The sequence below is a fragment of the Labrenzia sp. C1B70 genome (assembly GCF_000475395.1).
Lineage (GTDB): Bacteria > Pseudomonadota > Alphaproteobacteria > Rhizobiales > Stappiaceae > Roseibium > Roseibium algicola.
Genome location: NZ_AXCE01000002.1, coordinates 133,237 through 156,033, shown reverse-complemented (window position 1 = coordinate 156,033; position 22,797 = coordinate 133,237). Strand labels below are relative to the sequence as shown.

At 57.2% G+C, this 22,797-nt stretch carries 22 protein-coding genes; 6 read left to right on the top strand and 16 right to left on the bottom strand.

Annotated elements, in window-relative coordinates; translation table 11 throughout:
• Positions 1-358: 358 nt before the first annotated feature.
• From Q666_RS35410 to Q666_RS35385, 6 genes are all read right to left on the bottom strand, one after another.
• On the bottom strand, positions 359-1,459 hold the full coding sequence (locus Q666_RS35410) for a branched-chain amino acid ABC transporter substrate-binding protein (protein WP_031268732.1): 1,101 nt from the start codon (positions 1,457-1,459) through the stop codon (positions 359-361).
• 146 nt (positions 1,460-1,605) lie between these two features.
• On the bottom strand, positions 1,606-1,974 hold the full coding sequence (locus Q666_RS35405; RefSeq protein ID WP_022999205.1) for a DUF6867 family protein: 369 nt from the start codon (positions 1,972-1,974) through the stop codon (positions 1,606-1,608).
• A 9-nt stretch (positions 1,975-1,983) separates the two neighbouring features.
• Positions 1,984-2,715, bottom strand: a complete 732-nt coding sequence (locus Q666_RS35400) for an ABC transporter ATP-binding protein (RefSeq protein ID WP_022999206.1) — start codon at positions 2,713-2,715, stop codon at positions 1,984-1,986.
• Complete coding sequence (locus Q666_RS35395; RefSeq protein ID WP_022999207.1) at positions 2,712-3,557, bottom strand: ABC transporter ATP-binding protein; 846 nt, start codon at positions 3,555-3,557, stop codon at positions 2,712-2,714. Before Q666_RS35395 ends, Q666_RS35400 begins: the two co-directional genes overlap by 4 nt.
• Entirely contained in the window at positions 3,554-4,888 is a 1,335-nt protein-coding gene (livM, locus tag Q666_RS35390) for a high-affinity branched-chain amino acid ABC transporter permease LivM (protein WP_031268733.1), read from the bottom strand. The genes Q666_RS35395 and livM overlap by 4 nt, the downstream gene beginning before the upstream one ends.
• 3 nt (positions 4,889-4,891) lie before the next feature.
• Positions 4,892-5,827: a branched-chain amino acid ABC transporter permease gene (locus Q666_RS35385; protein WP_022999209.1), complete on the bottom strand. Its 936-nt coding sequence runs from the start codon at positions 5,825-5,827 to the stop codon at positions 4,892-4,894.
• A 287-nt stretch (positions 5,828-6,114) separates the two neighbouring features.
• Between Q666_RS35385 and Q666_RS35380 the strand changes: the two genes are divergently transcribed.
• The 3 genes from Q666_RS35380 to Q666_RS35370 all read left to right on the top strand — a co-directional run bounded on the left by Q666_RS35380 (position 6,115) and on the right by Q666_RS35370 (position 9,748).
• Positions 6,115-7,023, top strand: coding sequence for a helix-turn-helix transcriptional regulator (locus tag Q666_RS35380; RefSeq protein ID WP_022999210.1), 909 nt, complete (start codon positions 6,115-6,117; stop codon positions 7,021-7,023).
• Positions 7,024-7,069: 46 nt separating this feature from the next.
• Positions 7,070-7,534: a tRNA (N6-threonylcarbamoyladenosine(37)-N6)-methyltransferase TrmO gene (gene tsaA, locus Q666_RS35375; protein WP_022999211.1), complete on the top strand. Its 465-nt coding sequence runs from the start codon at positions 7,070-7,072 to the stop codon at positions 7,532-7,534.
• A 99-nt stretch (positions 7,535-7,633) separates the two neighbouring features.
• Entirely contained in the window at positions 7,634-9,748 is a 2,115-nt protein-coding gene (locus Q666_RS35370) for a 3-hydroxyacyl-CoA dehydrogenase NAD-binding domain-containing protein (RefSeq protein ID WP_022999212.1), read from the top strand.
• A gap of 108 nt (positions 9,749-9,856) precedes the next feature.
• Here the strand turns inward: Q666_RS35370 and Q666_RS35365 are convergent, their stop codons facing one another.
• From Q666_RS35365 to Q666_RS35340, 6 genes are all read right to left on the bottom strand, one after another.
• Entirely contained in the window at positions 9,857-10,900 is a 1,044-nt protein-coding gene (locus Q666_RS35365) for a phosphotransferase family protein (protein ID WP_022999213.1), read from the bottom strand.
• A gap of 220 nt (positions 10,901-11,120) precedes the next feature.
• Complete coding sequence (locus tag Q666_RS35360) at positions 11,121-12,356, bottom strand: acyl-CoA dehydrogenase family protein (protein ID WP_022999215.1); 1,236 nt, start codon at positions 12,354-12,356, stop codon at positions 11,121-11,123.
• A gap of 9 nt (positions 12,357-12,365) precedes the next feature.
• A complete protein-coding gene (locus Q666_RS35355; RefSeq protein ID WP_022999216.1) occupies positions 12,366-13,352 on the bottom strand; it encodes a nitronate monooxygenase family protein in 987 nt (328 codons plus the stop codon).
• On the bottom strand, positions 13,346-13,843 hold the full coding sequence (locus Q666_RS35350; RefSeq protein WP_022999217.1) for a MaoC family dehydratase: 498 nt from the start codon (positions 13,841-13,843) through the stop codon (positions 13,346-13,348). The genes Q666_RS35355 and Q666_RS35350 overlap by 7 nt, the downstream gene beginning before the upstream one ends.
• A complete protein-coding gene (locus Q666_RS35345; RefSeq protein WP_022999218.1) occupies positions 13,844-14,662 on the bottom strand; it encodes an SDR family NAD(P)-dependent oxidoreductase in 819 nt (272 codons plus the stop codon).
• Entirely contained in the window at positions 14,652-16,280 is a 1,629-nt protein-coding gene (locus Q666_RS35340) for a long-chain fatty acid--CoA ligase (protein ID WP_022999219.1), read from the bottom strand. Before Q666_RS35340 ends, Q666_RS35345 begins: the two co-directional genes overlap by 11 nt.
• Before the next feature lie 184 nt (positions 16,281-16,464).
• On the opposite strand from Q666_RS35340, the gene Q666_RS35335 reads away from it, so the two are divergent.
• From Q666_RS35335 to Q666_RS35325, 3 genes are read left to right on the top strand one after another with little or no spacing between them, the layout of a single operon-like run.
• Positions 16,465-17,412, top strand: a complete 948-nt coding sequence (locus tag Q666_RS35335) for a glycosyltransferase family 2 protein (protein ID WP_022999220.1) — start codon at positions 16,465-16,467, stop codon at positions 17,410-17,412.
• On the top strand, positions 17,402-18,463 hold the full coding sequence (locus Q666_RS35330) for a glycosyltransferase (protein ID WP_022999221.1): 1,062 nt from the start codon (positions 17,402-17,404) through the stop codon (positions 18,461-18,463). The genes Q666_RS35335 and Q666_RS35330 overlap by 11 nt, the downstream gene beginning before the upstream one ends.
• A gap of 37 nt (positions 18,464-18,500) precedes the next feature.
• Positions 18,501-19,340 (top strand): FkbM family methyltransferase, encoded by an 840-nt coding sequence (locus tag Q666_RS35325; protein WP_022999222.1) that lies wholly within the window; start codon positions 18,501-18,503, stop codon positions 19,338-19,340.
• A gap of 60 nt (positions 19,341-19,400) precedes the next feature.
• On the opposite strand, the gene Q666_RS65410 is transcribed toward Q666_RS35325, so the two are convergent.
• From Q666_RS65410 to Q666_RS65400, 4 genes are all read right to left on the bottom strand, one after another.
• Positions 19,401-20,258 (bottom strand): alpha-1,2-fucosyltransferase, encoded by an 858-nt coding sequence (locus Q666_RS65410; RefSeq protein WP_081713161.1) that lies wholly within the window; start codon positions 20,256-20,258, stop codon positions 19,401-19,403.
• Between the two features lie 49 nt (positions 20,259-20,307).
• Positions 20,308-21,063: a glycosyltransferase family 25 protein gene (locus Q666_RS65405; protein WP_081713160.1), complete on the bottom strand. Its 756-nt coding sequence runs from the start codon at positions 21,061-21,063 to the stop codon at positions 20,308-20,310.
• A 131-nt stretch (positions 21,064-21,194) separates the two neighbouring features.
• Positions 21,195-21,755 carry an antibiotic acetyltransferase gene (locus Q666_RS65830; protein WP_152533246.1) on the bottom strand — a complete coding sequence of 187 codons (561 nt, stop codon included), beginning with the start codon at positions 21,753-21,755 and terminating at the stop codon, positions 21,195-21,197.
• A 13-nt stretch (positions 21,756-21,768) separates the two neighbouring features.
• Complete coding sequence (locus Q666_RS65400; protein WP_081713159.1) at positions 21,769-22,758, bottom strand: glycosyltransferase family 10; 990 nt, start codon at positions 22,756-22,758, stop codon at positions 21,769-21,771.
• Positions 22,759-22,797: the final 39 nt, after the last annotated feature.

Here is a 22,797-nt window from a genome sequence, read left to right as displayed (position 1 = left end):
TGGAAAGGGGTTATGAAAAAAATTTGGATATTTTTTAGTCAGGCGCCGACTTAATATTTTGCAGCGCGGTATGAAGCCGTATTTTTTACTCAAGAAGAAGCGCCCGAAGAAAGAAATATCTTTCTCCGGGTTCGGCAATCTTTACTACACAACGATGTTCTTTGTTGTGCCTCTAGAAGAGTTTCGCGCAAGCCAACTTGCACCAATAGCCGTAGAACGTCACGGAATGCTCTGGCTGCGTCATGCGGAAAATAGCGCGACAAGGGAGACGCGGGCACCGTGCGGGCAACAAAAAACCCCGCCCGGCAACTGCCGGACGGGGCCTGACGCAAAGCATCAACCTTGCAGCGTATACGACTTATTTGTAGTCGTACTGGCCGTCTTTCCACTCGTACCAGACGTAGCCCGGCAGGGTGACGTCGCCCTTGTCGTCAAAGGAGAGGTCGCCGAGAACGGTCTTGAAGTCGCCGTCGTTCAGGGCGCCGACAACGTCGTCATACTCGGTGGAGCCGGCAGCTGCGGCAGCTGCTGCCCAAGCCTGGATGGCGGCGTAGGTGTAGAGCGCGTAGCCTTCAGCGGTCTTGCCGGCGTCTTCAAGCGCCTTCACGACCGGAGCAGCTTCCGGGTTCTTGCGCGGGTCCGGAGAGAAGGTCATCAGAGTGCCTTCGCCAGCCGGGCCGGTGATCGACCAATATTCGTCGGTCACGAGTGCATCACCGGAAACGAGAACGGTGCTCATGCCCTGGTCGACCATCTGACGCTTCATCAGGCCGGCTTCGGTGTGGTAACCGCCGACGTAGAGAACGTCGATGTTTTCCGACTTCAGCTTGGAAACCAGCGCGGTGTAGTCCTTTTCACCGGCAGTGTAGGCTTCGTAGAGGGTTTCGTTCTTGCCGGCAGCGTTCATGACTTCCTTGGTGGCATCGGCGAGGCCTTTGCCATAGGCAGTCTTGTCGTGAACGATGGCGATGTTCTTGTCGCCGAATTCCTCTGCCAGATAGGTACCGGCAACCTGACCCTGCTGGTCGTCACGACCGCAAACGCGGAAGGTGCCCGGGCCCGGACGTTCGTCGGTGAACTTCGGGTTGGTGGAAGCCGGAGAAATCTGGACGATACCTTCTTCCGCGTAAACGGCGGATGCCGGAATGGAAGAGCCCGAGCAGAAGTGACCGGCCATGAAGACCACGCCTTTACCGACCATCTGGTTGGCAACGGCAACAGCCTGTTTCGGGTCGCAGGCATCGTCGCCCACTTCCAGCACCAGCTGTTCACCATTGACGCCGCCAGCTGCGTTGATGTCCGCCACGGCCTGCTCGGCACCGGCTTTCATCTGCGCGCCGAAGGAGGCGTACTGGCCGGTCATCGGGCCTGCAGTTGCGATCACGATGTCTGCAAAAGCGGCGGTGGACATGGCCACACCGGCAACTGCAGCAACGCTAGCCAAAAGATACTTTTTCATCATCAACTCCCCTGGTTCCAGTTATCTGGACCACTTGGAATGGAAGCCCGTGCTTCCGTTTTGGCCGGGCCAGGGACGATTCTTGTTGTTTTTCGTCCATTCCCAGCCGGTTCCCCATCGGTGCGGAAAACGCACCTCCGGAATTCTCAATCCTTGGCGTATTTGTCCGTCTGGCCGGTCTTCAACCGCCAACTGAAGGGACTCGTCTTTTCGTAAAGCCAGACATACTGCGTCGTCATCTGGTTGGTGCGTGTATACCGCCATCCCGCCAGGCCGATTGCAAGCAGAATGAGATAGTCTACAACCAGATAGTGCACCGACAGTAGCGTTCCGTCGAACAGGGCGAAGGTCAGGAACCTGATCGCCAGGCTCAACAGGAACACGAACCAGAACAGCACATAAAGCGGCCGCCAGGTGTTGGCACAGGCACGTCCCGTCATCCAGGCCGCGCCGCCGCCAAGGCAGCACAGCAGGACGAGAAACACGCCGAAACTGGTCTGATAAAGAATACCCATAGCGCGCTCCTAGTGTCTTCCGCCTTCGAGGTAGGCTGCCTGCACGTCCTCGCGGGCGAGCAGTTCCTTTCCGGAACCGGACATGGTGATCTTGCCGTTCACCATCACGTAGGCCCGGTGTGCCAGTTTCAGCGCATGATAGGCGTTCTGCTCCACCAGGAAGACGGTGAGACCGTCGCTCTGGTTGAGATCCCGGATAGCATCGAAGATCTGTTTCACGATCAGCGGTGCAAGGCCGAGAGACGGTTCGTCCAGAAGCAGAAGACGCGGGTTGGACATCAGGGCCCGGGCGATCGCCAGCATCTGCTGCTCACCGCCCGAAAGCGTACCGCCGCGCTGGTTCCGGCGCTCCTTGAGGCGCGGAAACAGGTCGAAGGCGCGCTGAAGTCCGGCTTCCAGATCGTGGTTGCCGGCCATTTCCGCACCCATGATCAGATTTTCCATCACGCTCATGCGCGGGAAGATCCGTCGCCCTTCCGGAGACTGCGCAATCGACTTGCGCATGATCTGGTGGGTGGGCATGCGGGTGATGTCTTCGCCGTCGTAGATAACCTGGCCGGAGCTGGCCTGCGGCGTACCGCAGATGGTCATCATCAGCGTCGACTTGCCGGCGCCGTTGGCCCCGATCAGGGAGACGATCTCGCCCCGGTCGACGGTCAGATCGACACCGCGCAGCGCGATGATCTTGCCATAGTGGGTCTCGACGTTCCTGACTTCCAGGAGGTGGTTGGAGGTTGTCATATGCCGACCTCCTCTTCCACGGCGTCGACTTCCTCGTCCGGTACGCCCAGATAGGCTGCGATCACCTTCGGATCGTCCTTCACTGCGGCCGCCGTGCCGTCGGAGATCTTCTCGCCATAGTCCAGAACCACGACGTGATCCGAAATTTCCATCACAACGCTCATGTCGTGTTCAATCAGAAGGATAGAGGTGCCGTGCTCCTTGCGGATGTACTGCAGGAGCGCGTTCAGTTCGCCACTTTCCTTGGGGTTCAGACCTGCAGCCGGTTCGTCCAGACACAGCAGCTCCGGACCGGAGCACATGGCCCGGGCAATTTCCAGACGGCGCTGGTCGCCGTAAGGCAGGTCAGCGGCCGGGGCGTCCGCCCGGTCGATGAGCGCTGTCTTTTCCAGCCAGTAACGTGCCTTTTCGACTGCCTGACGCTCCGCCTTGCGGAAGGTTGCCAGACCGAAGATACCCGCAAGCGAATAACCCGAAGCCAGCATCAGCGGATTGTGCTGCGCGACCATCAGGTTCTCCAGAAGGGTCATGCCGCCGAACAGGCGGATGTTCTGGAAGGTACGGGCGACCTTGGCTTTCGCAGAGATCTGGAAATCCGCCATGCGCTCGAGCAGGTAATGCTCGCCGTTGGTGCGGTTCATCACGACCCGCCCTTCGGTCGGCTTGTAGAAGCCGGTAACGCAGTTGAAGACGGTGGTCTTGCCGGCCCCGTTCGGGCCGATCAGGGCGGTAATGTCGCCGCGCCCGACATTGAACGACAGATCGTCGATGGCGACCAGGCCGCCAAAGCGCATGGTCAGATGCTCGATCGTCAGGACGGGGTTTGTATCCCAGGAGCTCATCCGTGGCCCTCCTGAACGAGGTCGGCACTGATGCCCTTGGCCTTCTTGCCGCTGAGGGTTATCGACGGCATGCGGGTGGAGATGAGGCCGCGCGGTTTCCAGACCATGATGACGACCATCAGAAGCCCGAACACCAGCATGCGGTATTCTTCCAGTCCGCGGAAGAACTCGAAACCACCGATCATCACGACTGCGGCGATGACGACACCGATCTGGCTGCCGAGACCGCCGAGAACGACGATCGCCAGGATGACCGCGGATTCGATGAAGGTGAAGCTTTCCGGCGAGATGAAGCCTTGCCGGGTGGCGAAGAACGAGCCCGCGAAACCGCCGAACATCGCACCGAGCGCAAAAGCGGTCAGCTTGGTGTTGGTGGTGTTGATGCCGAGCGAGCGGCAAGCGATTTCATCTTCGCGCAGGGCTTCCCAAGCCCGCCCGACCGGCAGCTTGCGCAGACGCATGGTCACGAAGTTGGTGACCAGAGCCATGATCAGGATCAGGTAGTAGAGGAAGATGATGCGGTGAATGGAATTGTATTCCAGACCGAAGGTGTCGGCGAATCCGCCCGGGCCGCGCTCGAATTCGATACCGAAGAAGCTCGGCCGCGGAATGCCGGAGATACCGTCCGGGCCACCGGTGAAGTCATACCAGTTGAGCAGGACCACCCGGATGATTTCCCCGAAGGCCAGCGTCACGATGGCAAGATAGTCCCCCCTGAGACGCAGCACCGGGAAGCCCAGGATGATACCCCAGAAAGCGGCCAGGATGCCGGCGAGCGGCAGACAGATCCAGAAGGAGAAGCCGAAATACTGAGCCAGCAGCGCGTAGGAATAGGCACCGACCGCGTAGAAGGCGACGTATCCCAGATCAAGCAGGCCGGCGAGACCGACCACGATGTTCAGGCCCCAGCCGAGCATCACGTAGGTGGTCACCAGAATGGCAAGGTCGAGATACTGGCGCGACCCGCGCGATCCATAGGCCGACATCAGCAGGAACGGCAGGACCACAGCCAGGATCAGAAACACCGGCATCGCGAACTTGCCGAGTTTGGCCAGGGGCTTGGCGCTCGGCAGGAAACCTTTCGCCGTTTCGGTGACAGGCTTGTCGGCCTTCCAGACGAACAGGTTGAGGAGCAGCCGCCCGCCGAAGACGATGGCGACTGCAATGGCAACGGCTGCCCAGCGGTATTCAATGCCGAGCTGACCGCCAAGGCCGCTTGCGACCTCGGCTTTCATGCCGATCAGGACACCGAACAGGGCAAGCGCGATCGCACCCCCGGCCGCCGCATCCTTGAGCGACACCATGAAGAGGTTCTCAGATTTTGCTGACATGGATCAGACCTTCTCCACTTCCGGCTTGCCGAGCAGGCCTTCGGGCATGAAGATCAGCACGATCGCCAGGATCGAGAAGGCGGCAACGTCCTTGTACTCGACCGAGAAATAGCCGGACCAGAAGGTCTCGATGAGGCCGATCAACAACCCGCCGAGCATGGCACCCGGCAGCGAGCCGATACCGCCAAGAACCGCAGCGGTAAAGGCTTTCACACCGGCCAGGAAGCCGATGTAGAAGTCGATCACGCCGTAGTAGAGCAGGAACATCAGACCTGCGACGGACGCAAGGCCTGCACCCATGACGAAGGTCAGCGAAATCGTCCGATCGACGTTGACACCGACGAGCGACGCCATCTTGCGATCCTGCTCGCAGGCGCGCTGCGCACGGCCCAGAGAGGTCTTGTTGATCAGGAAGGTGAAGCCGACCATCAAAACGACGGTCACCACGATGATCAGGATCTGCGTGTAGGACAGCTGCACGATGAAGCCGGTTCCGTCCGGTCCGCCGTCGCTCAGCGTGAAGCCGCCGGAGATCAAGGGCTGCAGAGGCTTGTTGCGCGCGCCCTGCGAGATCTGAACGAAGTTCTGAAGCGTGATGGAAGCGCCGATCGCCGTGATCAGCGGTGCCAGGCGGAAGGAGCCGCGCAGAGGGCGGTAGGCGATCCGCTCGACCGTCCATCCCCAGGCCGCCGTCAGGGCCATCGAAATGACCAGGACACCGATCAGCGCCAGAATGAGGAGCGCCACTGGCAGGCCTGCCGTGATGCCGAAAGCGACGATGAAGATCAGCGCGATGAAGGCGCCGACCATGAAGATGTCACCATGGGCGAAGTTGATCATCCCGATGATGCCGTACACCATCGTGTAGCCAATGGCGATCAGGCCGTAGATCGACCCTAGCGTCACGCCGTTGATCAGCTGCTGTAGAAAGTAATCCATATTCTTTTTGTTACCCCCGGAAGCCATTGCTGCTTCTTTGAACGAGGCATTTTTGCCTTCATTAAAGCTTCATTAGCAAGTCACGCGAGGTGAGACAATTCCTCTCGTATCCGGCAAAAGATAAAAATAAAAGATTTCCTCTTTTCGAACTTTGAGGAAATTTATTCCACTTTTTAAAAAATCAGGTCAGAAAAATCCGGCCCGGGCGGTACGGTTTCCTTTATCCGTCAAACCGACCAGACGAAGTCTTTCCGGACAGTCTTGTCTCTCCGGAAGTTCCTCCGATAATGTCCCTTGAATCAATCATGGGCAACACCTTGCACGACACCGGCACACAGCAGCTTCAGTTCCTGACCACGAAGGAAGTGGCCGACCTTTTGCGGGTCAAGGAACGCAAGGTTTACGACCTTGCCGCCGCCAACGAGATCCCGCATCGGCGAATCACGGGCAAACTCCTGTTTCCCGCAGCCGAACTGCGGTCCTGGATCGAAGGTCCGACTGCCGCCGCGACACCGGAACGCCCGGGCGTTCTGGCCGGATCACACGACCCCCTGCTGGACTGGGCGGTTCATGCTTCCGGTTGCGGACTGGCCATGCTGTGCAACGGCAGCGCGGACGGTCTGAACCGCTTTGCCGCCGGAGACGCCGCCCTTGCCGGCCTGCATCTGCCGGAAGAAAACGGCTGGAATGTCGCGTCAATCAGCGAGCTGGGCCTGAAGGACGCGGTCTTGATCAGCTGGGCATCCCGCAAACGCGGCCTTCTGGTTTCCCGGGAGGCTGCGCCGACTGTTCGATCCGTTGCCGATCTGAAAGGCAGGCGCGTTGCCATGCGCCAGCCGGGCACCGGCACTGCCCTCCTGTTTTCCAGATTGCTTGCCGATGCCGGCCTGAGCGAAGCAGATCTGACCACCGGCCCTGCCACCGCCCACACGGAAAACGATGCGGCGTCGGCCGTTGCCGCCGGTGAAGCCGATGCCGCGCTCGGCATCGAAACCGCGGCAAGAACTTTCAAGCTGGCCTTCGTGCCGCTGGCCGAGGAATGCTTCGACCTGCTTATCGACCGGCGCTCCTTTTTCACCCCGCCTGTTCAGATGCTGTTCGAATTTGCACGAACGTCAGAGTTCCGGGACAAGGCCGCGGCGCTCGGCGGTTATGACCTGGCCGGCCACGGCTCCGTCCGCTGGTTGTCCGCTTGACCCGCGCCGCCTTCAGTGTTCCGGCATATATTCAGGAAAGACAACGATGAGCGATATCCGCCCGCATGAAATTTCGGTTCCGATCCAGGAACCGGACGATGCAAGGCTCTTCTTCATCGGCAGGATCCACACTCCTTGGAAAGACCGCAAGGATTGCCCGCGTCAGGGCAAGGTGGACGGACCAGAGTGCCGGATCGAGATTTTCGAGCCCTGGGTCCCGGCACTGAAGGGCATCGAAGAATACGACAGGATTGAACTGCTTTACTGGCTCGACAAGGCCCGGCGGGACCTCATCGTCCAGAACCCGGCACATAGCGACAACATTTTCGGTACCTTTGCCCTGCGCTCGCCCGTCCGGCCGAACCCGATCGGCACCGTTCTGGCAAAACTCGTTTCCGTCGATGGTCCGAACCTGATCGTGCGCGGGCTTGACTGCCTCGACGGCACCCCGCTTATCGACCTGAAACCTGACCGCTGTGCCTTCACACCGAAAGCGCCGCCGAAGGACTGAACACTTCACTTGCCCTCTTCGGTCACCTTGACAAGCTCTGCCCGGACCTGACAATCCGGCCCAAAATTCGCGCCTCGACTGGCGCCCTGGGAGGAATTCATGCCTACGGAAACCCCTGCCGGCGAAACCGGTATCAACGACGTCGTCTCGATCGAGATCAACGGCTCTGTCGGCCTCATCGCTCTCGACAATCCGCCGGTGAATGCTGCCTCCCACGCGATCCGCTCCGGCTTGTGGCAGGCAGTGGAAACCCTGCAGCAGACCGACGGCGTTGAGGTGATCGCGCTTTATGCGAAGGGACGGACCTTCATTGCCGGTGCCGACATTCGCGAATTCGGCAAGCCGCCGCTCGACCCGTGGCTGCCCGAACTGTGCAACTTCATCGAAAGCGCCTCCAGGCCGATCGTCTGTGTGCTGCACGGCACCACGCTTGGTGGCGGCCTGGAAGTTGCCATGTCGTGCCACGCGCGCGTCGCCTTGACGGGATCCAAGGTGGGCTTGCCCGAAGTGACGCTCGGCATTCTGCCGGGCGCCGGCGGCACCCAGCGTGCCCCCCGGCTTGCGGGCATCGCGACGGCTCTCGACATGATTACCAGCGGCAAGCCGATGAGCGCCGACGAGGCCCTGGCCAACGGCCTGATCGACCGGATCGTTGAAGGCGATCCGCGTGACGTTGCCCTCTCCTCCGCCAAGGATCTTCTGGCCGGTGATCTGCCGAACCGCAAGACGGGTGATCTGACCGCCGAATCGGATCCCGCCGCCATCGAGGCGATGCGAACCAAGCTTGCCAAAAGCCAGCCGCTGCTGTTCTCGCCGCACAAATGCGTCGATGCCGTCGAAGCCTGCCACCTGCCGATCCGCGACGGCATGAAGGAAGAGCGCCGGCTCTACGAGGAATGCATGGCAAGCCTCCAGCGGGCCGGCCTGATCCACGCCTTCTTTTCCGAACGCGCCGTCACCAAGATCCCCGAAGCCACCGCGACCGCGCGCGAGATCAACTCTGTCGGCGTCATCGGCGGCGGCACCATGGGCTCCGGCATCGCAACTGCCATCTTGCTGGCCGGCCTGCCCGTAACCTTGACCGAACGCGACCAGGACGGACTTGACCGCGGTGTTGCGACGATCACCAGGAACCTTGACGGTGCGGTCAAACGCGGCAAGCTTTCGGAAGCTGGCCGCGACGACATTCTGGCCGCAAAACTCGGCACCTCGACGGATCTTGGCGCGTTATCAGATGCAGATCTCGTCATCGAGGCCGTTTTTGAGGACATGGGCGTCAAGCGCGACATCTTCCAGACGCTGGACAAGGTCTGCAAGGCGGGCACCGTGCTTGCCTCGAACACGTCCTATCTCGACATCAACGAGATCGCCGCGACGACCTCCCGTCCGCAGGATGTCATCGGCCTGCATTTCTTCTCGCCCGCCCACGTAATGCGGCTTCTGGAAGTGGTGGTTGCCGACAAGACCGGCGACGACGTGGTTGCGACCGGCTTCGCACTGGCCAGGAAACTGAAGAAGATCGCCGTGCGCTCGGGCGTCTGCGACGGCTTCATCGGCAACCGCATCATGACCTTCTACAAGAAGGCAGCCGATTACATGATGATGGATGGCGCCTCGCCGGAACAGATCGACACTGCCATGCGCGACTTCGGCTTTGCCATGGGGCCTTACCAGGTGGCCGACCTTGCCGGGCTCGACATCAGCTGGGCCGCCAACAAGCGCCGCGCCGCCACCCGCCCAGCCGAGGAACGCTATATTCCAATTGCCGACCGACTTTGCGAGAACGGCTGGTTCGGACGCAAGACCGGTCAGGGTTTCTACATCTACGATGATCAGGGTTCCCGGCCGAACCCGGAAGCACTCGCGATCATCGATGCGGAACGGGAAAAGGCCGGTGTCACACCGCGCAGCTTCACCGAAGACGAAATCGTCAGCCGCTTCATGACCGCGATGATTTCCGAAGCCGTGCGCGTTCTGGAGGAAGGCATCGCGCTTCGCCCCATCGACATCGACGCCGTCTTTCTCAACGGCTACGGCTTCCCGCGTTTCCGCGGCGGCCCGCTGCACACGGCAGATGTCATCGGCGCGGGTGAACTGGTTCGCCGGATCGAAGAGTATGCCAAGGAAGACGCCTACTACTGGAAAGTCCCGGCTCTCCTGCGGCAGATCGCCGAAACTGGTGGAACCTTTGCGGAGATGAACGCGAAGGGGTGACTAAGGGCGGCAAACCGCGCCGCTGCGCGCGGTGTTGATGGGGAAAAGCATACGCCACCACACAAGATGTCACCCCGGACGAGCCTCTTGCGGCTTTCTGGAGGGTGTCTAGCCTTGTCGGGCCGCCTTCAAGCCGCCAGCGGCGTAGTGCGGAACGCTCTCGCCCAGCTTCAGACCGAGCTCCGGATTGGAGGCATTTCCGTCGAGGGCGCGTTTCTTGACGCCCTGCAGGATCGCCCCCATGCGGAAGAAGGCGAAGGCCAGGTAGAAACCGAAACCCGGAATGCCGGTGAGGCCCATGCGGGCGCAGTATGCGTCGATGAAGTCCTGGTCTTCCGGAATGCCCAGCGACTTCCGGTCAACGCCGGCCAGCCCCCGGCCTTCGGTCCCGGGCGGGTGCTGCCACTGCATGATCAAGGCTGCCAGATCGGCAAACGGATGGCCGATGGTCGACAGTTCCCAATCGAGCACGGCAACGCAGGCTGGCCCATCTACCGCGAACAAGAGGTTGTCGATGCGATAGTCGCCATGCACCAGCGTGCGCCGTCCGTCGTCTTCGGGCACATTGGCGTCTAGCCAGGCAATGAGTTCGTCCATCGCGGGAATAGGGCCGGTTTCACTTGCCCGGTATTGCTTGGTCCAGCGGTCGATCTGGCGGCGGTAGTAATTCCCGCCGGGGCCGTAATCGGCAAGCTCGCGCGCTTCCAGATCAATGCCATGGATGGCCGCCAGGACGCGGTTCAGCTCGTCATAGATGCCGCGCCGTGTTTGCGGATCCAGATCCGGCAATCGCGGCTCATCAAAATTGCGGCCCCGGACGAGATCCATGACGTAGAACGCAGACCCGATCACGCTGTCGTCCTCGCACAGGACATGCATGCGTGCGACCGGCACATCCGACCCGGCCAGCGCCTTTTGCACACGGAACTCACGCTCGACCGCGTGCGCTGATTTCAGCAGCACGCCGGGTGGTTTGCGGCGAAGGACATAGTCACCAGACGCTGCGCTGAGCCGGAACGTGGGGTTGGACTGCCCCCGGTTGAACTTCTCGGCCTTGAGCGGGCCCTTGAAGCCGGGAAGAGCCCCTTCCAGCCAGCTACTGAGGGCCGTGAGGTCGAGGTCCGTGCCCGGGGTCATGAGCGGGACGCCCATGTGGTAAAACCCATTCCTTGAACCAGTCCATCGGCCGCTTTCCTCCCCACCTCCTCATCCTGAGGAAGCGCGCAGCGCTGTCTCGAAGGATGGGCGGCAAAATCTGGAGCAAGGGGCCCATCCTTCGAGACGCCGCAAGGGCGGCTCCTCAGGATGAGGAGGTGGAGAGGTAAGGCGTCGTGGCAGTCGCTCCTGATAGAAACCTGAAGAAAGTCCATCCTCAAAGCTTCCCGTTGGAATATTTCCGCAGCTCCGTGCGCGCAACCTGGCGACGGTGGACGGCGTCGGGACCGTCGGCAAAGCGAAGAGTGCGCAGGTGTGTCCACATGGCCGCCAATGGAAAGTCCTGGCTGATGCCGGCGGCGCCATGCACCTGCATGGCCTCGTCGACCACCTTCAGGGCGGTGAGGGGCGCCACCACCTTGATCTGGCTGATCCACGGCTGCGCGGCACGGGTGCCCTGTGTGTCCATCACCCAGGCTGCCTTGAGGCAGAGCAGACGGGCCATTTCAATTTCCATACGCGCATTGGCGATGATGTCGTAATTGGCGCCAAGATCCATCAGCTTCTTACCGAAGGCCTCCCGGCCCATGGCTCGCTTGCACAGAAGTTCCAGCGCCTTTTCCGCCTGGCCGATGGCCCGCATGCAGTGGTGAATGCGGCCCGGACCGAGGCGTCCTTGTGCAACCTCGAAACCCCGACCTTCACCCAGCACGAGGTCTTCCTGCGGCACCCGCACATTGGTGAAGCGGATATGCATGTGGCCGTGCGGCGCATCGTCGGCGCCGAAGACATGCATCGGCCGCAGCACTTCGATGCCCTCGGCATCCGCCGGGATCAGGAACATGGAATGGCGGCTGTGCTTGTGGGCATCCGGATCGGTTGCGGCCATGACTATGTAGAGCGCGCAGCGCGGATCGCCCGCACCCGTTGCCCACCACTTGTCGCCATTCAGCACCCAGGCATCGCCATCGCGCACAGCCGTCAGCGCGATGTTGGTGGCATCCGAGGAGGCAACATCGGGCTCCGTCATCAGATAGGCCGAGCGGATATCGCCCCGAAGCAGAGGCTTCAGCCACTTTTCCTTGTGAGCCTCGGTGCCGTAGCGCTCCAGCACTTCCATATTGCCCGTGTCGGGGGCATTGCAGTTGAAGACTTCCGCGGCAATGCCGACCTTGCCCATTTCCTCGGCCAGATAGGCATATTCCACGGTCGTCAGGCCGAAGCCTTTTTCGCTGTCCGTCAGCCAGAAATTCCAGAGCCCGCGTTCCTTGGCCGTGGCCTTGAGGCTGTTCAGAATTTCAAGCTGGCGATCCGTCATCCGGAACCGGTCACCGGACGGGTGGCGGCCGACTTCCTCGTGATATTCCCGGTCGAGAGGAGCGATTTCGGTTTCCACCATCTGGCGCACCTGCTCGATCAGCGGCCGCACCCGGTCGGTCATTCCAAGATCCATCACTTCCCCCTAACAGATATCGGCGCGCAGTCGCTCAATGGCGGCGCGGTATTCGGTTTCCAGGCGCTCGACCACGGCGGCTGCCGGCCCGACGGACTTGATCGCGCCGATGCCCTGACCAGCGCCCCAGATTTCCCGCCAGGCCTTCGGCTTGGGGCTGTCGTCCGGCATGACGCTGACATCCCACTCGTCCGGCAAATGATCGGGATCAAGACCGACCTTGCGAATGGAGCCTTTCAGGTAGTTGGCCGGATGCCCGGTAAAGAGCGAGGACGTCAGCACGTCCTCGGCCCCGCCTGCAACCATCATGTCCTTGTAGGTCCGGTCCGCGTTGGCTTCCTCCGTCGCAACGAAAGGCGAGCCGACATAGCCAAAATCGGCACCCAGAACGCGGGCCGCCAGCAGCGCTTCGCCGGTGGAGATGGCCCCGCCCAGAAGCAGTGGACCGTCGAACCATTCCCGGATCTCGCGCACCAGCGCGAAAGGCGACTGCGGGCCACCGTGACCACCTGCCCCTGCCGCCACCGCAATCAGCCCGTCGGCGCCTTTTTCGACGGCCTTTTTTGCGTAGGTGTTGTTGATGACATCATGCAGGGCGATACCACCGCAGGAATGGGCCGCCTCGTTCACTTCGACCCGCGCGCCCATGGACGTGATCCAGACTGGCACCTTCCACCGCGTGCAGATCTCGACATCCCGCTCCAGTCGCTCATTGGACCGGTGGACGATCTGGTTGACCGCGAAAGGCGCGGCAGGCTGATCCGGATTTTCCTGGTTGTGCCGGTCCAGCGCTTCGGTGATCTCCTTCAGCCAGGCTTCCAGAACAACCGGACCGCCAGGCTCGTCCCTTGCGTTGAGGGCCGGAAAACTGCCGACAATACCGGCCTTGCACTGGGCGATCACCAGCTTCGGACAGGAGACGATAAAGAGTGGTGCCGCAACAGCCGGAAGCCTCAAGCCCTGCAGAGCCTTGGGAAGGGATCTTGCCTTCAACATGTTTTGTCCGCCTCTCCTTCCAGGTAGAACCTGTTGAGCCATTCGGCGACCAGCGCAGGCCGCTTGCCGTTTTCGATCTCCACCGTCGACTGCCAGACGATATCAACCTCTTGCGGTTTCGGCCTTGAAAGACGGGCGAGGACAAACCGCCCGCGGACCCGGCTGCCCACCTTTACGGGTGCAAGAAAACGCACCTTGTCGAAACCGTAATTGATACCCATCGTTGCGCCCTTGATCTTCGGCTGGGCTTCAACCCCCATCGCGGAGAGGAGCGACAGCGTCAGAAACCCGTGCGCGATCGTACCTTCGAAAGGTGTTTCCGCCGCCCTTTCAGGATCAACATGGATGAACTGGTGGTCCTGCGTCACCTCGGCAAAAGCGTCTATCCTGGCCTGGTCGATCAGGTACCAGGAAGACACGCCAACCTCCGTTCCGACAAGCGTTTCCAGCTCGCTTGCGGCAAGGGTGCGTGACAGCGTATCAGCGCTCACTCAATAGGCCTCCTGGAAGAGGTCTGGCCCGGTTTCCACATTGATGCCGCCGCTGATGGGCAGGATGGCGCCGGTGATATAGGCCCCGCCTCGCCCGCACAGATATTGCATGGCGGCTGCGATATCCTCCGGCCGGCCGACACGGCCGAGTGGCACCTGGGCTCCCACACGCGAGCGGACATCCTCGTCCGCCGTTGCAAAGGCCGTCATGTTGCTGACGAAAGGTCCCGGGGCCAGCGCATTGACTGTGATGCGCCGTGCCGCCAGCTCTTTGGCAAGGATCCGCGTCAGATGATGAACAGCAGCCTTGGATGCCGCATAGCTGTAGGCCCTGTCGCCATGGGCCGTTTCCCCCATGACCGAGCCGACGTTGACGACCCGTGCAGGATTGTCGTCGCTCGCGCCAGCTTCCAGAAGCGGCAACAGGCCTTGCGTCAGCTGGAACAACCCGGTGACATTCACCCGCATCACCCGTTCCCAGGCGTGATAGGGAAAGTCGCCAAGCGGCTGGCCCCAGCTTGTGCCGGCATTGTTCATCAGAATTTCCAGGCTGCCGGTGCGCTTGCCGATTTCGCCCACCAGCGCCGCAACACCTTCTTCCGTTGCAACATCTCCGGCAAAGCCTTCCGCCTTTCCCGAATAGCCGAGCGCGTTCAGCTCTTCGGCAGCCCCCTGGCAGGCTTCCAACTTGCGGCTGGCGATCATCACCCGCGCACCCGCGGCCATCAGCCCCTCGGCGGCCATGCGGCCGACCCCGGTCGCACCACCTGTAACCAGTGCTGTTTTGCCGCCAAGGCCGAACAAGTGATCAGGCGTCATGCGGTGCCTCCGGAAACTGTTTTCTTAAGGTGAGTTTCGACACCTTGCCCGTTGCCGTCATCGGCAATGCATCGACGAAGACGACGTCATCCGGCACCTGCCACTTGGCGACCCGTTCCGCCAGATGGCAGAGGATCTCCTCCTTCTGCGGCTGCGCCTCGTCCGACGGCTGAACGATGAGCAGCGGACGCTCGTCCCACTTGGCATCGGGTACCGCGATCACCGCGCAATTCGCCACGCCCGGATGGGACATGACGATATTTTCCAGGTCGAGCGAGCTGATCCATTCGCCGCCCGACTTGATGAGGTCCTTGGAACGGTCCGTGATCGTCAGGAAGCCTTCAGGACTGATGGCGGCGATATCGCCGGTGCAGAACCAGCCTTCCTTGTCGAACACGGGTTTCGAGGCTTCCGGATCCTCGTAATAGCCGGAAGTGATCGTGTTGCCGCGCACATAGAGATGGCCCGGGGTCGTTCCGTCATGCGGCAGGCGATTGCCGGCATCATCGACGATCTTCATGTCGACACCGAAGATCCGCCGCCCCTGGCTCTGCTTCCTGTCGATGCGCTGGTCGAACGGCAAATCCGCCATCTCCGGCGGCAGGTTGCACTGGGTGCCGAGCGGGCTCATTTCCGTCATGCCCCAGGCATGGCAGACATTGATGCCTTGTTTTTCGAAGGCCTCGATCAGAGAGCGCGAGGCAGCCGATCCGCCAACGACGATATCGCCGAAGCCTTCGGGAATGCGGCCGCGCTGGCGGATCTCGTTCATGAGACCTATCCAGACAGTCGGCACGCCCCAGGCGGAGAAGACCTTTTCCCGGTCCATCAGGTCGAACAGGCTTTTGCCGTCCAGCGCGCCACCCGGGAAAATCAGGCTGGAGCCGGAAAGCGGCGCGCCATAGGGCAGGCCCCAGGCGTTGACGTGAAACAGCGGCACCACCGGCAAGATGCGTGAGCCCTCGTTGAGGACCCGGGGAATGGTGACACACATGTCGTAGGCATGCAGCACCGTGGAGCGATGCGAATAGAGCGTGCCCTTCGGATTGCCTGTCGTGCCAGAAGTGTAACAAAGCCCGGCGGCCTGATCCTCGTCGAAATCCGGCCAGTCGATTTCACCCGGCTGACCGTCAAGGATTTCCTCGTAACAGAGCACACCTTCCAGTGTCGTTTCAGGCATATGCGCACGATCCGTCATGATGACGATCCGCAGATCTGCCGGAAAATGCGGCCGCAGCTTTTCAACAATCGGCACGAAGGTAAGATCTACGAACAGCACCCGGTCCTGGGCGTGATTGACGATATAGATCATCTGTTCCGCTGAAAGCCGCGGATTGATGGTGTGGCAGATGGCGCCGATGCCGGAAATTGCATAATAGAGCTCGAAATGGCGGTAGCCATTCCAGGCAAGTGTCGCCACCCGGTCGCTTTCAGCGATGCCGAGTGCCTTCAGGCCATGTGCCAGCCGGGCGATCCGGCCGGCGGTTTCCTTGTAGGTGGTGCGGTGAATATCGCCTTCCGTCCTCACTGACACGATCTCACCGGCCGGATAGGTATCCGCTGCAAAGGTGATGAGGTCCGCGATTTTCAGCGGACGGTGCATCATCATTCCCTTCATGTGTTTCCTCCCAGAACACGGCCGCTTCATACGGTCCCTCAAAGGGTTGAAGGGGAAGCCTAGCGCGCGGCTGACGCGCTGGAAAGGTCAATTTCCTCGGATGGCTTTTCCCGAAACCCTTTGACAGCGGCAGGCACATGCGCCAAACCCTGCCCAACCCAAGAGGAATGGTTGAGACCCCTTCATGACCCAGAAACTGGTCATTGCCGTTTGCACCGCGCAGCGGCCGAAAATGCTGCAGGCGTGCCTGGATAGCCTCGACAATCTGATCGCGCCCGCGAACACGGAGATGGCGATCGTCGTTGTGGAAAACGATCCCGTGCCGCATTTCACAGGTGCTGCAGCAGAAGATGTGAAGAAGAAGCTGTCTCTGCCGGTTTTCTTCCATCACGAAAAACGCAAGGGCATCCCCTTTGCCCGCAACACGGCCTTGGACGCGGCGCTGGAACACAATCCGGACTGGGTGGCGCTGATCGATGACGACGAACGCGCAGAACCGGACTGGATCGAGAAACTTCTGGCCGCCTGCCTGGAACACGAGGCCGAAGTCGCCAACGGCCCCGTGCGCCGGATTTATGAAAAGCCGGCCCCGCACTGGTGGAAATCGCAGCTCCTGAAGCCCCGGCCGACCGGCTCGATCATCACCGAAGCACCGACCAACAACGTGTTGCTGAGCGGCCGTATCATCGCGCGGAACGGTCTTGGTCTGCGGTTCGACGAACGCCTGACCTTCGGCAGCGAGGATATCGACTTCTTCCGCCGCACCCACGCGGCGGGCGCAAAGATGATCTGGGTGGATGATGCCTTCGTCGAGGAGGACATTCCGGCTTCGCGCGTCACCACCGGCCGCCTGCTGAGCCGCATGCACATGGCGGCAACCTCCGGCGCGTTCAACATCGTGCTGCGCGAAGGCCGGCTGAAAGCCGCCCTGCATTTCATTCCCAAAAGCCTGCGGCGCATGTTCTTCGGGCTCTTGGCGACAATCGTCGGTTTCGTGCTGAAACCCTTCGCCAGAAAGCGCGGCGAGAAACTCTTCTACTATGGCCTGATCCGTCTCATGAAAGGCTCCGGCAACCTGCGCGGACTTCTGGGCCGGGCGCATAACTACTACGATGTGATCGATGGTCACTGACACGCAGATGCAGCCTAAAAAACTCGCCCATATTCATCTTGGCGTTGATGGCGGGGCAGAACGGTTCTTCGTGCGCCTGACAGGCGCCCTTGCCCGGCGGGGCGTGGAGCAGATCGCCTTCATCCGAAAGGACCGGCCCTGGCGCGACGACCTTGCCAGACACTGCGATGTGCGCGAGATGACCTTCAGCCGCTCGCACCTGAAACGCCATGTCATCCGCTGGGACATTGCCCGCCAGATCAAGGCATTCGGCGCGCGTTCCACCATGGGCTGGATGAGCCCGGCCAGCAAATGGATGCCGAAACCCGGCCCGAACATGCGCACCTTCCTGCGTCTTGGCGACTGGCCGGACGGCTTTCACACCTATGGCAACGTCGAGGACCTGATCGGCAACACGCCGGAGATCATTCGCCAGGCCATCGAAATGGGCTGGCCTGCGGAACGTGCCCATGTGATCAGCAACTTTGTCGATCCGTTGCCCACGGATCTGAAGCCGGTCGACCGGGCAGACTACAACACGCCCGAAGACGCCACGGTGCTGATCCACCTTGGCCGTTTCGTCGAACGCAAGCGCTTCGACCTTGCCATTCAAACGGTCGCCGGCCTGCCGGAGACCGTTCATGCCTGGCTGATCGGCGACGGTGAGCTGATGTCCGACATGAAGGCGCTGGCATCAAACCTCGGCGTTCAGGACCGTGTCCACTTTCTCGGCTGGCAACGCGACCCCTCGCCTTTCCTGAAAGCTGCCGATATCCTGCTGTGCCCGACCGACGAAGAACCGCTCGGCAACGTTGTCCTGGAAGGCTGGACCGCCGGACTGCCCGTTGTTGCAACCGCCTCGCCCGGCCCAAGCTGGCTGATCGACCACGGCAAGACCGGGCTGCTGTCCCCCTGCGGGGATGTCGATGGGCTGGTGGGGTCGGTCAAACAGCTGCTCAGCAAGCCGGATCAGGAAAATCCATTGGTTGAAGGTGGCAAACGCCGCCTGGAAGGCCGGTTTTCCGAAGACGCCATTTACAAGACCTATTCCACGCTGCTTTTCGAGAGCTGACACCGATTACCGCAAGGCAACCCACGCAGGCGCGAACATGAAAAAGAAAAAAAGATTATACAATTTCATCGTCCGTCACCCGAACCGGCACACCTTCGCAAAGCTTTTCAATTGGTATGTCACGTTCTCGAATGCGCTGCGGAGCAAGAAGCGCTGGAACATCAAGGTTGTTTCAGATGAACCAGTCTTCCGCGTTCGGGACGATAAGGGCCAGGACATCTCCTTTCTTCACAGCGAACGCGTCGGCTTCTACCGTCACGGTGTTCAGCCGAGAACCAAGGGCCTTCTGGACGACTATTTCATCGACCCGGCAACGATTTCAGACGGCGACGTGGTCATCGATTGTGGTGCGAACATAGGCGAAATCGGCCTCGGATTGCGCCTTGAAGGCAAATCAGTTCGCTACATCGCCTTCGAACCAGGCCGAAACGAGGCAGCCTGCTGCCAGCTCAACAACCCGGATGGTGTTGTCGAACAACGGGCCCTTTGGCACGAAAAGACGACGCTCAAATTCTACGAAAAGTCGGACACGGCCGATTCGTCTCTGATCGAGTTTTCAGGCTACGGCTCTGTTGTCGAGGTCGAGACGACCACACTCGACGACTACTGCGAAGAAAATGACATCCGTTCAATCAAACTGCTGAAGATCGAAGGCGAAGGGGCAGAACCCGAAATCCTCAAAGGCGCCGCCAGGATCCTGGACCGCGTCCAATACATCTGCGTCGACTGCGGCCCCGAACGCGGCCTCACCAAAGAACCCACACTGCCAGCCGTGTGCCATTTTCTGGTTGAGCGGGGGTTCAGGTTTGAAAAGATTTCAACGAAGAGACTGACGGCGCTGTTTGTGAGAGGCCTTGATACATTTTCGAAATTTTAGATATGTTATGTATATCGATATCTTCTTAGTGATAAAATTTGGACTACGTAGGTTTTCAATCTACAGACAAATCCAATCTTCTGGTATTAAATCTACATTTTTAATAGTTTGAGACTTGAACCATCGACTAGGCGCAATTACTCGCTTATTAGACTTCGAGTTTAGCCACGCTCCCCACCAACTGAAAGTACTATTGGCTATTATGTGACCATCACAAGCAGACATCATATACAGGTCTTCATAATCCTTACCATCTACATCCGGCTCAACTAATATTGTCTTTTGATCAAAACGTATATTTCTTTTAACCCAATCTGGATCGTCAGAAAAAACAAAGTACGTCACATTTTCAAAGTAATTTTTAATAATATTAGCTGCAGATTTGTACCATTCTGGCTCACAGGTTCCATGTATATTGTTAGCTTTAATATTACTTACGTAATCCCCACGCCGTATGTGTACCGAAATTGGTGAACGGGAGCTTTTTATCTCGTTCAATATTTCTGTTCGTTTTCTAGAAATTTTCTCGTTTGGCTGGAATTCTTCTAGTATTTTACTTCTAACATTCTTGAAGTATTTTTCACTTTGCCAATATCCAATGAAGTACGCATCTTTTTTTACGTTCATTATATTCGGATTAAAAGATAGTTCTGTTTCTTTAATAATTTTTACTTTACTAGATGAAATGAATGGGAGCGAAATCCTTTTCTTGGCTCCGAAAATTTGTTCGACCTCTTTTTGAGCAACAATTTCATACTGTGTATTTAATTTATCAAGTAAAAAATTGTGCGTTTTATAAGTCTGGTATGCTGAAATATCTAATTTAAGGTTTTTTCCTGATATTTCTGATAGAGAACGGCCTAACGCATACTGAAACATCTGGTTACCGAGACCGCCGGTTATCTGAACTATTATCAATTTTTTACTTTCGTAGTTTCTAAAATCATTTCCGAAGCTGGTAATTTAACTACTCTATCCAACGACCGGTATAGGCAATATTAGCCAAGCTTCTTAGGATCGAATCTTTCATTCGAATTAACCGGGCCTCTCGACGAAACTTAGCTGACCGACTTCCTCGTCGCTCACCTTGCCAGATTTCTGATTTAACCGCAGACAGTTCCATGTGGTGAACAGGGTATGGTTGAACACCGAAACTGCCTACACCATGCTTCCAAAAACGGTCTAGGTGAACATCAACAGGTTCAAACCAAACCTTTGCAGCATTAACAAGCTTTTTCGCTGCCACTGGGGAAATCATATAAGCTGATGTACCATGAGGGCCTCTTTTGAATCGAACGATTCTCATGCCAGTTTCTGATTTTTTGCAAATCGCAATTTTTCTATGTTTGTGAGCAGAAAATCTAATCAACCCAAATCTTTCGATTTCCTGTTCTGCAAATTCCACTGCCGCAGTAAAATTTTGGCATAAATTAATATCGTCCTCTAAGATAAGGATATTTATATCTTCTTGAATTGATTTTTCCCATAATAGGAAATGACTAGCGTAACAACCTAGTTCTCCTGCAGACAATTCAAAACCATGATTTCTTAGAGAACGTCGCTTATCGTATCGCTCAAAAAGCTCGTGATTTTCTAATTTACCATCAACAGCTTCAAAGAATTCAAAATTCACATTTTCAGATTCAAGCTTTGTTTTCATATCGAGACGCCTTTCTCTTGAACGCCTCAAGTTCACAACATAAGTTTTCGTTTCAAAGTTCATCTACAATTCTCTGGACGTCGCATTTATGATGAAATAAATGATATCACAAAAAAATAAAATTCATTCACTACTGTCAAAAAAATGTTTGACGTCGACCTTGAACTAGGTGACGGAATGCGAAAATCTAGTCGTTAGCGACTTTTTGCAATAAAATCCTGATAAAGTTTTGATCTTTTTATCTCATGAATAGCTTTTTTTGCATCCTCAAAATCTAGAACCCACCACTCACTTTGCAGAACTAGTGCCTGAATGCTTGGTGGAAATCTATATCTAATGATACGCGCGGGAGAACCGGCTACTATTGCAAAATTGGGTACATCGGCATTCACAAAAGAACTAGCTCCTACCACTGCACCGAAGCCGATCGTTACACCGCGCCTGACCACCGCATTAACAGCAATCCACGCATCGCTGCAAACTAAACTATCACCTTGGGTAAGTAACTTGTAGGGCTCATCATAGAAAAGGCTGCTGGTAGAAATTTCATTTAATATATGTTCACCAGCGCCGATAGATACATTATTTGCTATCGAAACATAATTCTGGATGGTCGCCTTGGTAACGTCGCAACGATCGCCAATGTAGCAATAACTCCCCACCACAGTATCTCGACTTATCCGAGCACTAGTTTGTATCTTTGTTGTGCTATGGAAACGATCAGGTACTGTTTTTCGTTTTTTAAAAATCTTCATTTCCTCTCCCTCATCAGAAAAATCTCTGCACGAGGCGTTTTCGCATTCGTTTTAATACAGATTTATTCTTTCGAAAAAATTTTTCAGAGTTTAGTGTCCTTCTCCGTCTCGGCCCGCAATCTGCAAACTGAGCGCTTTTCAAGATATTAGTTAATACTGAAAATATATTGTATTCATATAAAATTTTTCGGCGGCTTTCTTTAAGATCAGCGATTTCAAACTCTGATACTTCTTTGCTAATTATACATTCTATTTTCTTTATTGAGTTTTGAATATCGTAAACATCTATTTCTTTATACGAGTTTACTTCAAAGTAATCGCTTATGTTGGGACATCCGTGATAAATTGGAAGCGTCATCGTTAAGAAAGAGTCGGATATTTTTTCAGTCCAATAGTCTTTAATGGCGCAATTTTCCAAAGCTATATGATATTTATATTCTGACAAGACAGACATTTTGTCTGGAAAGGTATTAATATTCCTGCCGAAGTAATCAATTTTTTCTCCAAAATGCTCCTTCAATGCTTCTACAAATCGCAACCTTGCTCTATGTTCCTCCGTGAATGCTTTATCCGATGATACTACGGACACAAGTTTACTTTTCTTAGGTGAAAAATTTTCAAAAAAATCAAAATTCAAAGGCTTTTTCAGTAACGCACCTTGATTTGACCAAGCTCCAACCAACCAAGGCAAGCCAGTTTGGCCGAATTGCACAGATCCATGTTTGCAGCTTCTATCCGTGGTTAAAACGAGATCAAACTGTGACAGAAATTCACTTTGATATATCTTGACGTTAGAAGGTTCCGAGGCAACGAATACACAACTTTTCGCACTAATATTTCCACAATAATGATCAGGGAGACCATCAAATACAATCAATACATCGCATTTTTCGAAATCACCTGAAAATATGAATTCAATGTCGCCCCAAACAGGGATAGACTGCGGAAATTGTCGTTCCCAATGCCAATTCTGAGCAGAAGATAAGAAACCAGCAGTTTTCATTATTGGCTCCAACAGAAACTTGAATTAGAATATTTAGTA

Excerpts from the sequence above, each read along its gene's own strand:
- Q666_RS35410 (WP_031268732.1), bottom strand. The coding sequence starts at position 1,459 with ATGAAAAAGTATCTTTTGGCTAGCGTTGCTGCAGTTGCCGGTGTGGCC.
- Q666_RS35405 (WP_022999205.1), bottom strand. The coding sequence starts at position 1,974 with ATGGGTATTCTTTATCAGACCAGTTTCGGCGTGTTTCTCGTCCTGCTG.
- Q666_RS35400 (WP_022999206.1), bottom strand. The coding sequence starts at position 2,715 with ATGACAACCTCCAACCACCTCCTGGAAGTCAGGAACGTCGAGACCCAC.
- Q666_RS35395 (WP_022999207.1), bottom strand. The coding sequence starts at position 3,557 with ATGAGCTCCTGGGATACAAACCCCGTCCTGACGATCGAGCATCTGACC.
- livM (WP_031268733.1), bottom strand. The coding sequence starts at position 4,888 with ATGTCAGCAAAATCTGAGAACCTCTTCATGGTGTCGCTCAAGGATGCG.
- Q666_RS35385 (WP_022999209.1), bottom strand. The coding sequence starts at position 5,827 with ATGGATTACTTTCTACAGCAGCTGATCAACGGCGTGACGCTAGGGTCG.
- Q666_RS35380 (WP_022999210.1), top strand. The coding sequence starts at position 6,115 with ATGTCCCTTGAATCAATCATGGGCAACACCTTGCACGACACCGGCACA.
- tsaA (WP_022999211.1), top strand. The coding sequence starts at position 7,070 with ATGAGCGATATCCGCCCGCATGAAATTTCGGTTCCGATCCAGGAACCG.
- Q666_RS35370 (WP_022999212.1), top strand. The coding sequence starts at position 7,634 with ATGCCTACGGAAACCCCTGCCGGCGAAACCGGTATCAACGACGTCGTC.
- Q666_RS35365 (WP_022999213.1), bottom strand. The coding sequence starts at position 10,900 with ATGGGCGTCCCGCTCATGACCCCGGGCACGGACCTCGACCTCACGGCC.
- Q666_RS35360 (WP_022999215.1), bottom strand. The coding sequence starts at position 12,356 with ATGGATCTTGGAATGACCGACCGGGTGCGGCCGCTGATCGAGCAGGTG.
- Q666_RS35355 (WP_022999216.1), bottom strand. The coding sequence starts at position 13,352 with ATGTTGAAGGCAAGATCCCTTCCCAAGGCTCTGCAGGGCTTGAGGCTT.
- Q666_RS35345 (WP_022999218.1), bottom strand. The coding sequence starts at position 14,662 with ATGACGCCTGATCACTTGTTCGGCCTTGGCGGCAAAACAGCACTGGTT.
- Q666_RS35340 (WP_022999219.1), bottom strand. The coding sequence starts at position 16,280 with ATGAAGGGAATGATGATGCACCGTCCGCTGAAAATCGCGGACCTCATC.
- Q666_RS35335 (WP_022999220.1), top strand. The coding sequence starts at position 16,465 with ATGACCCAGAAACTGGTCATTGCCGTTTGCACCGCGCAGCGGCCGAAA.
- Q666_RS35330 (WP_022999221.1), top strand. The coding sequence starts at position 17,402 with ATGGTCACTGACACGCAGATGCAGCCTAAAAAACTCGCCCATATTCAT.
- Q666_RS35325 (WP_022999222.1), top strand. The coding sequence starts at position 18,501 with ATGAAAAAGAAAAAAAGATTATACAATTTCATCGTCCGTCACCCGAAC.
- Q666_RS65405 (WP_081713160.1), bottom strand. The coding sequence starts at position 21,063 with ATGAACTTTGAAACGAAAACTTATGTTGTGAACTTGAGGCGTTCAAGA.
- Q666_RS65830 (WP_152533246.1), bottom strand. The coding sequence starts at position 21,755 with ATGAAGATTTTTAAAAAACGAAAAACAGTACCTGATCGTTTCCATAGC.
- Q666_RS65400 (WP_081713159.1), bottom strand. The coding sequence starts at position 22,758 with ATGAAAACTGCTGGTTTCTTATCTTCTGCTCAGAATTGGCATTGGGAA.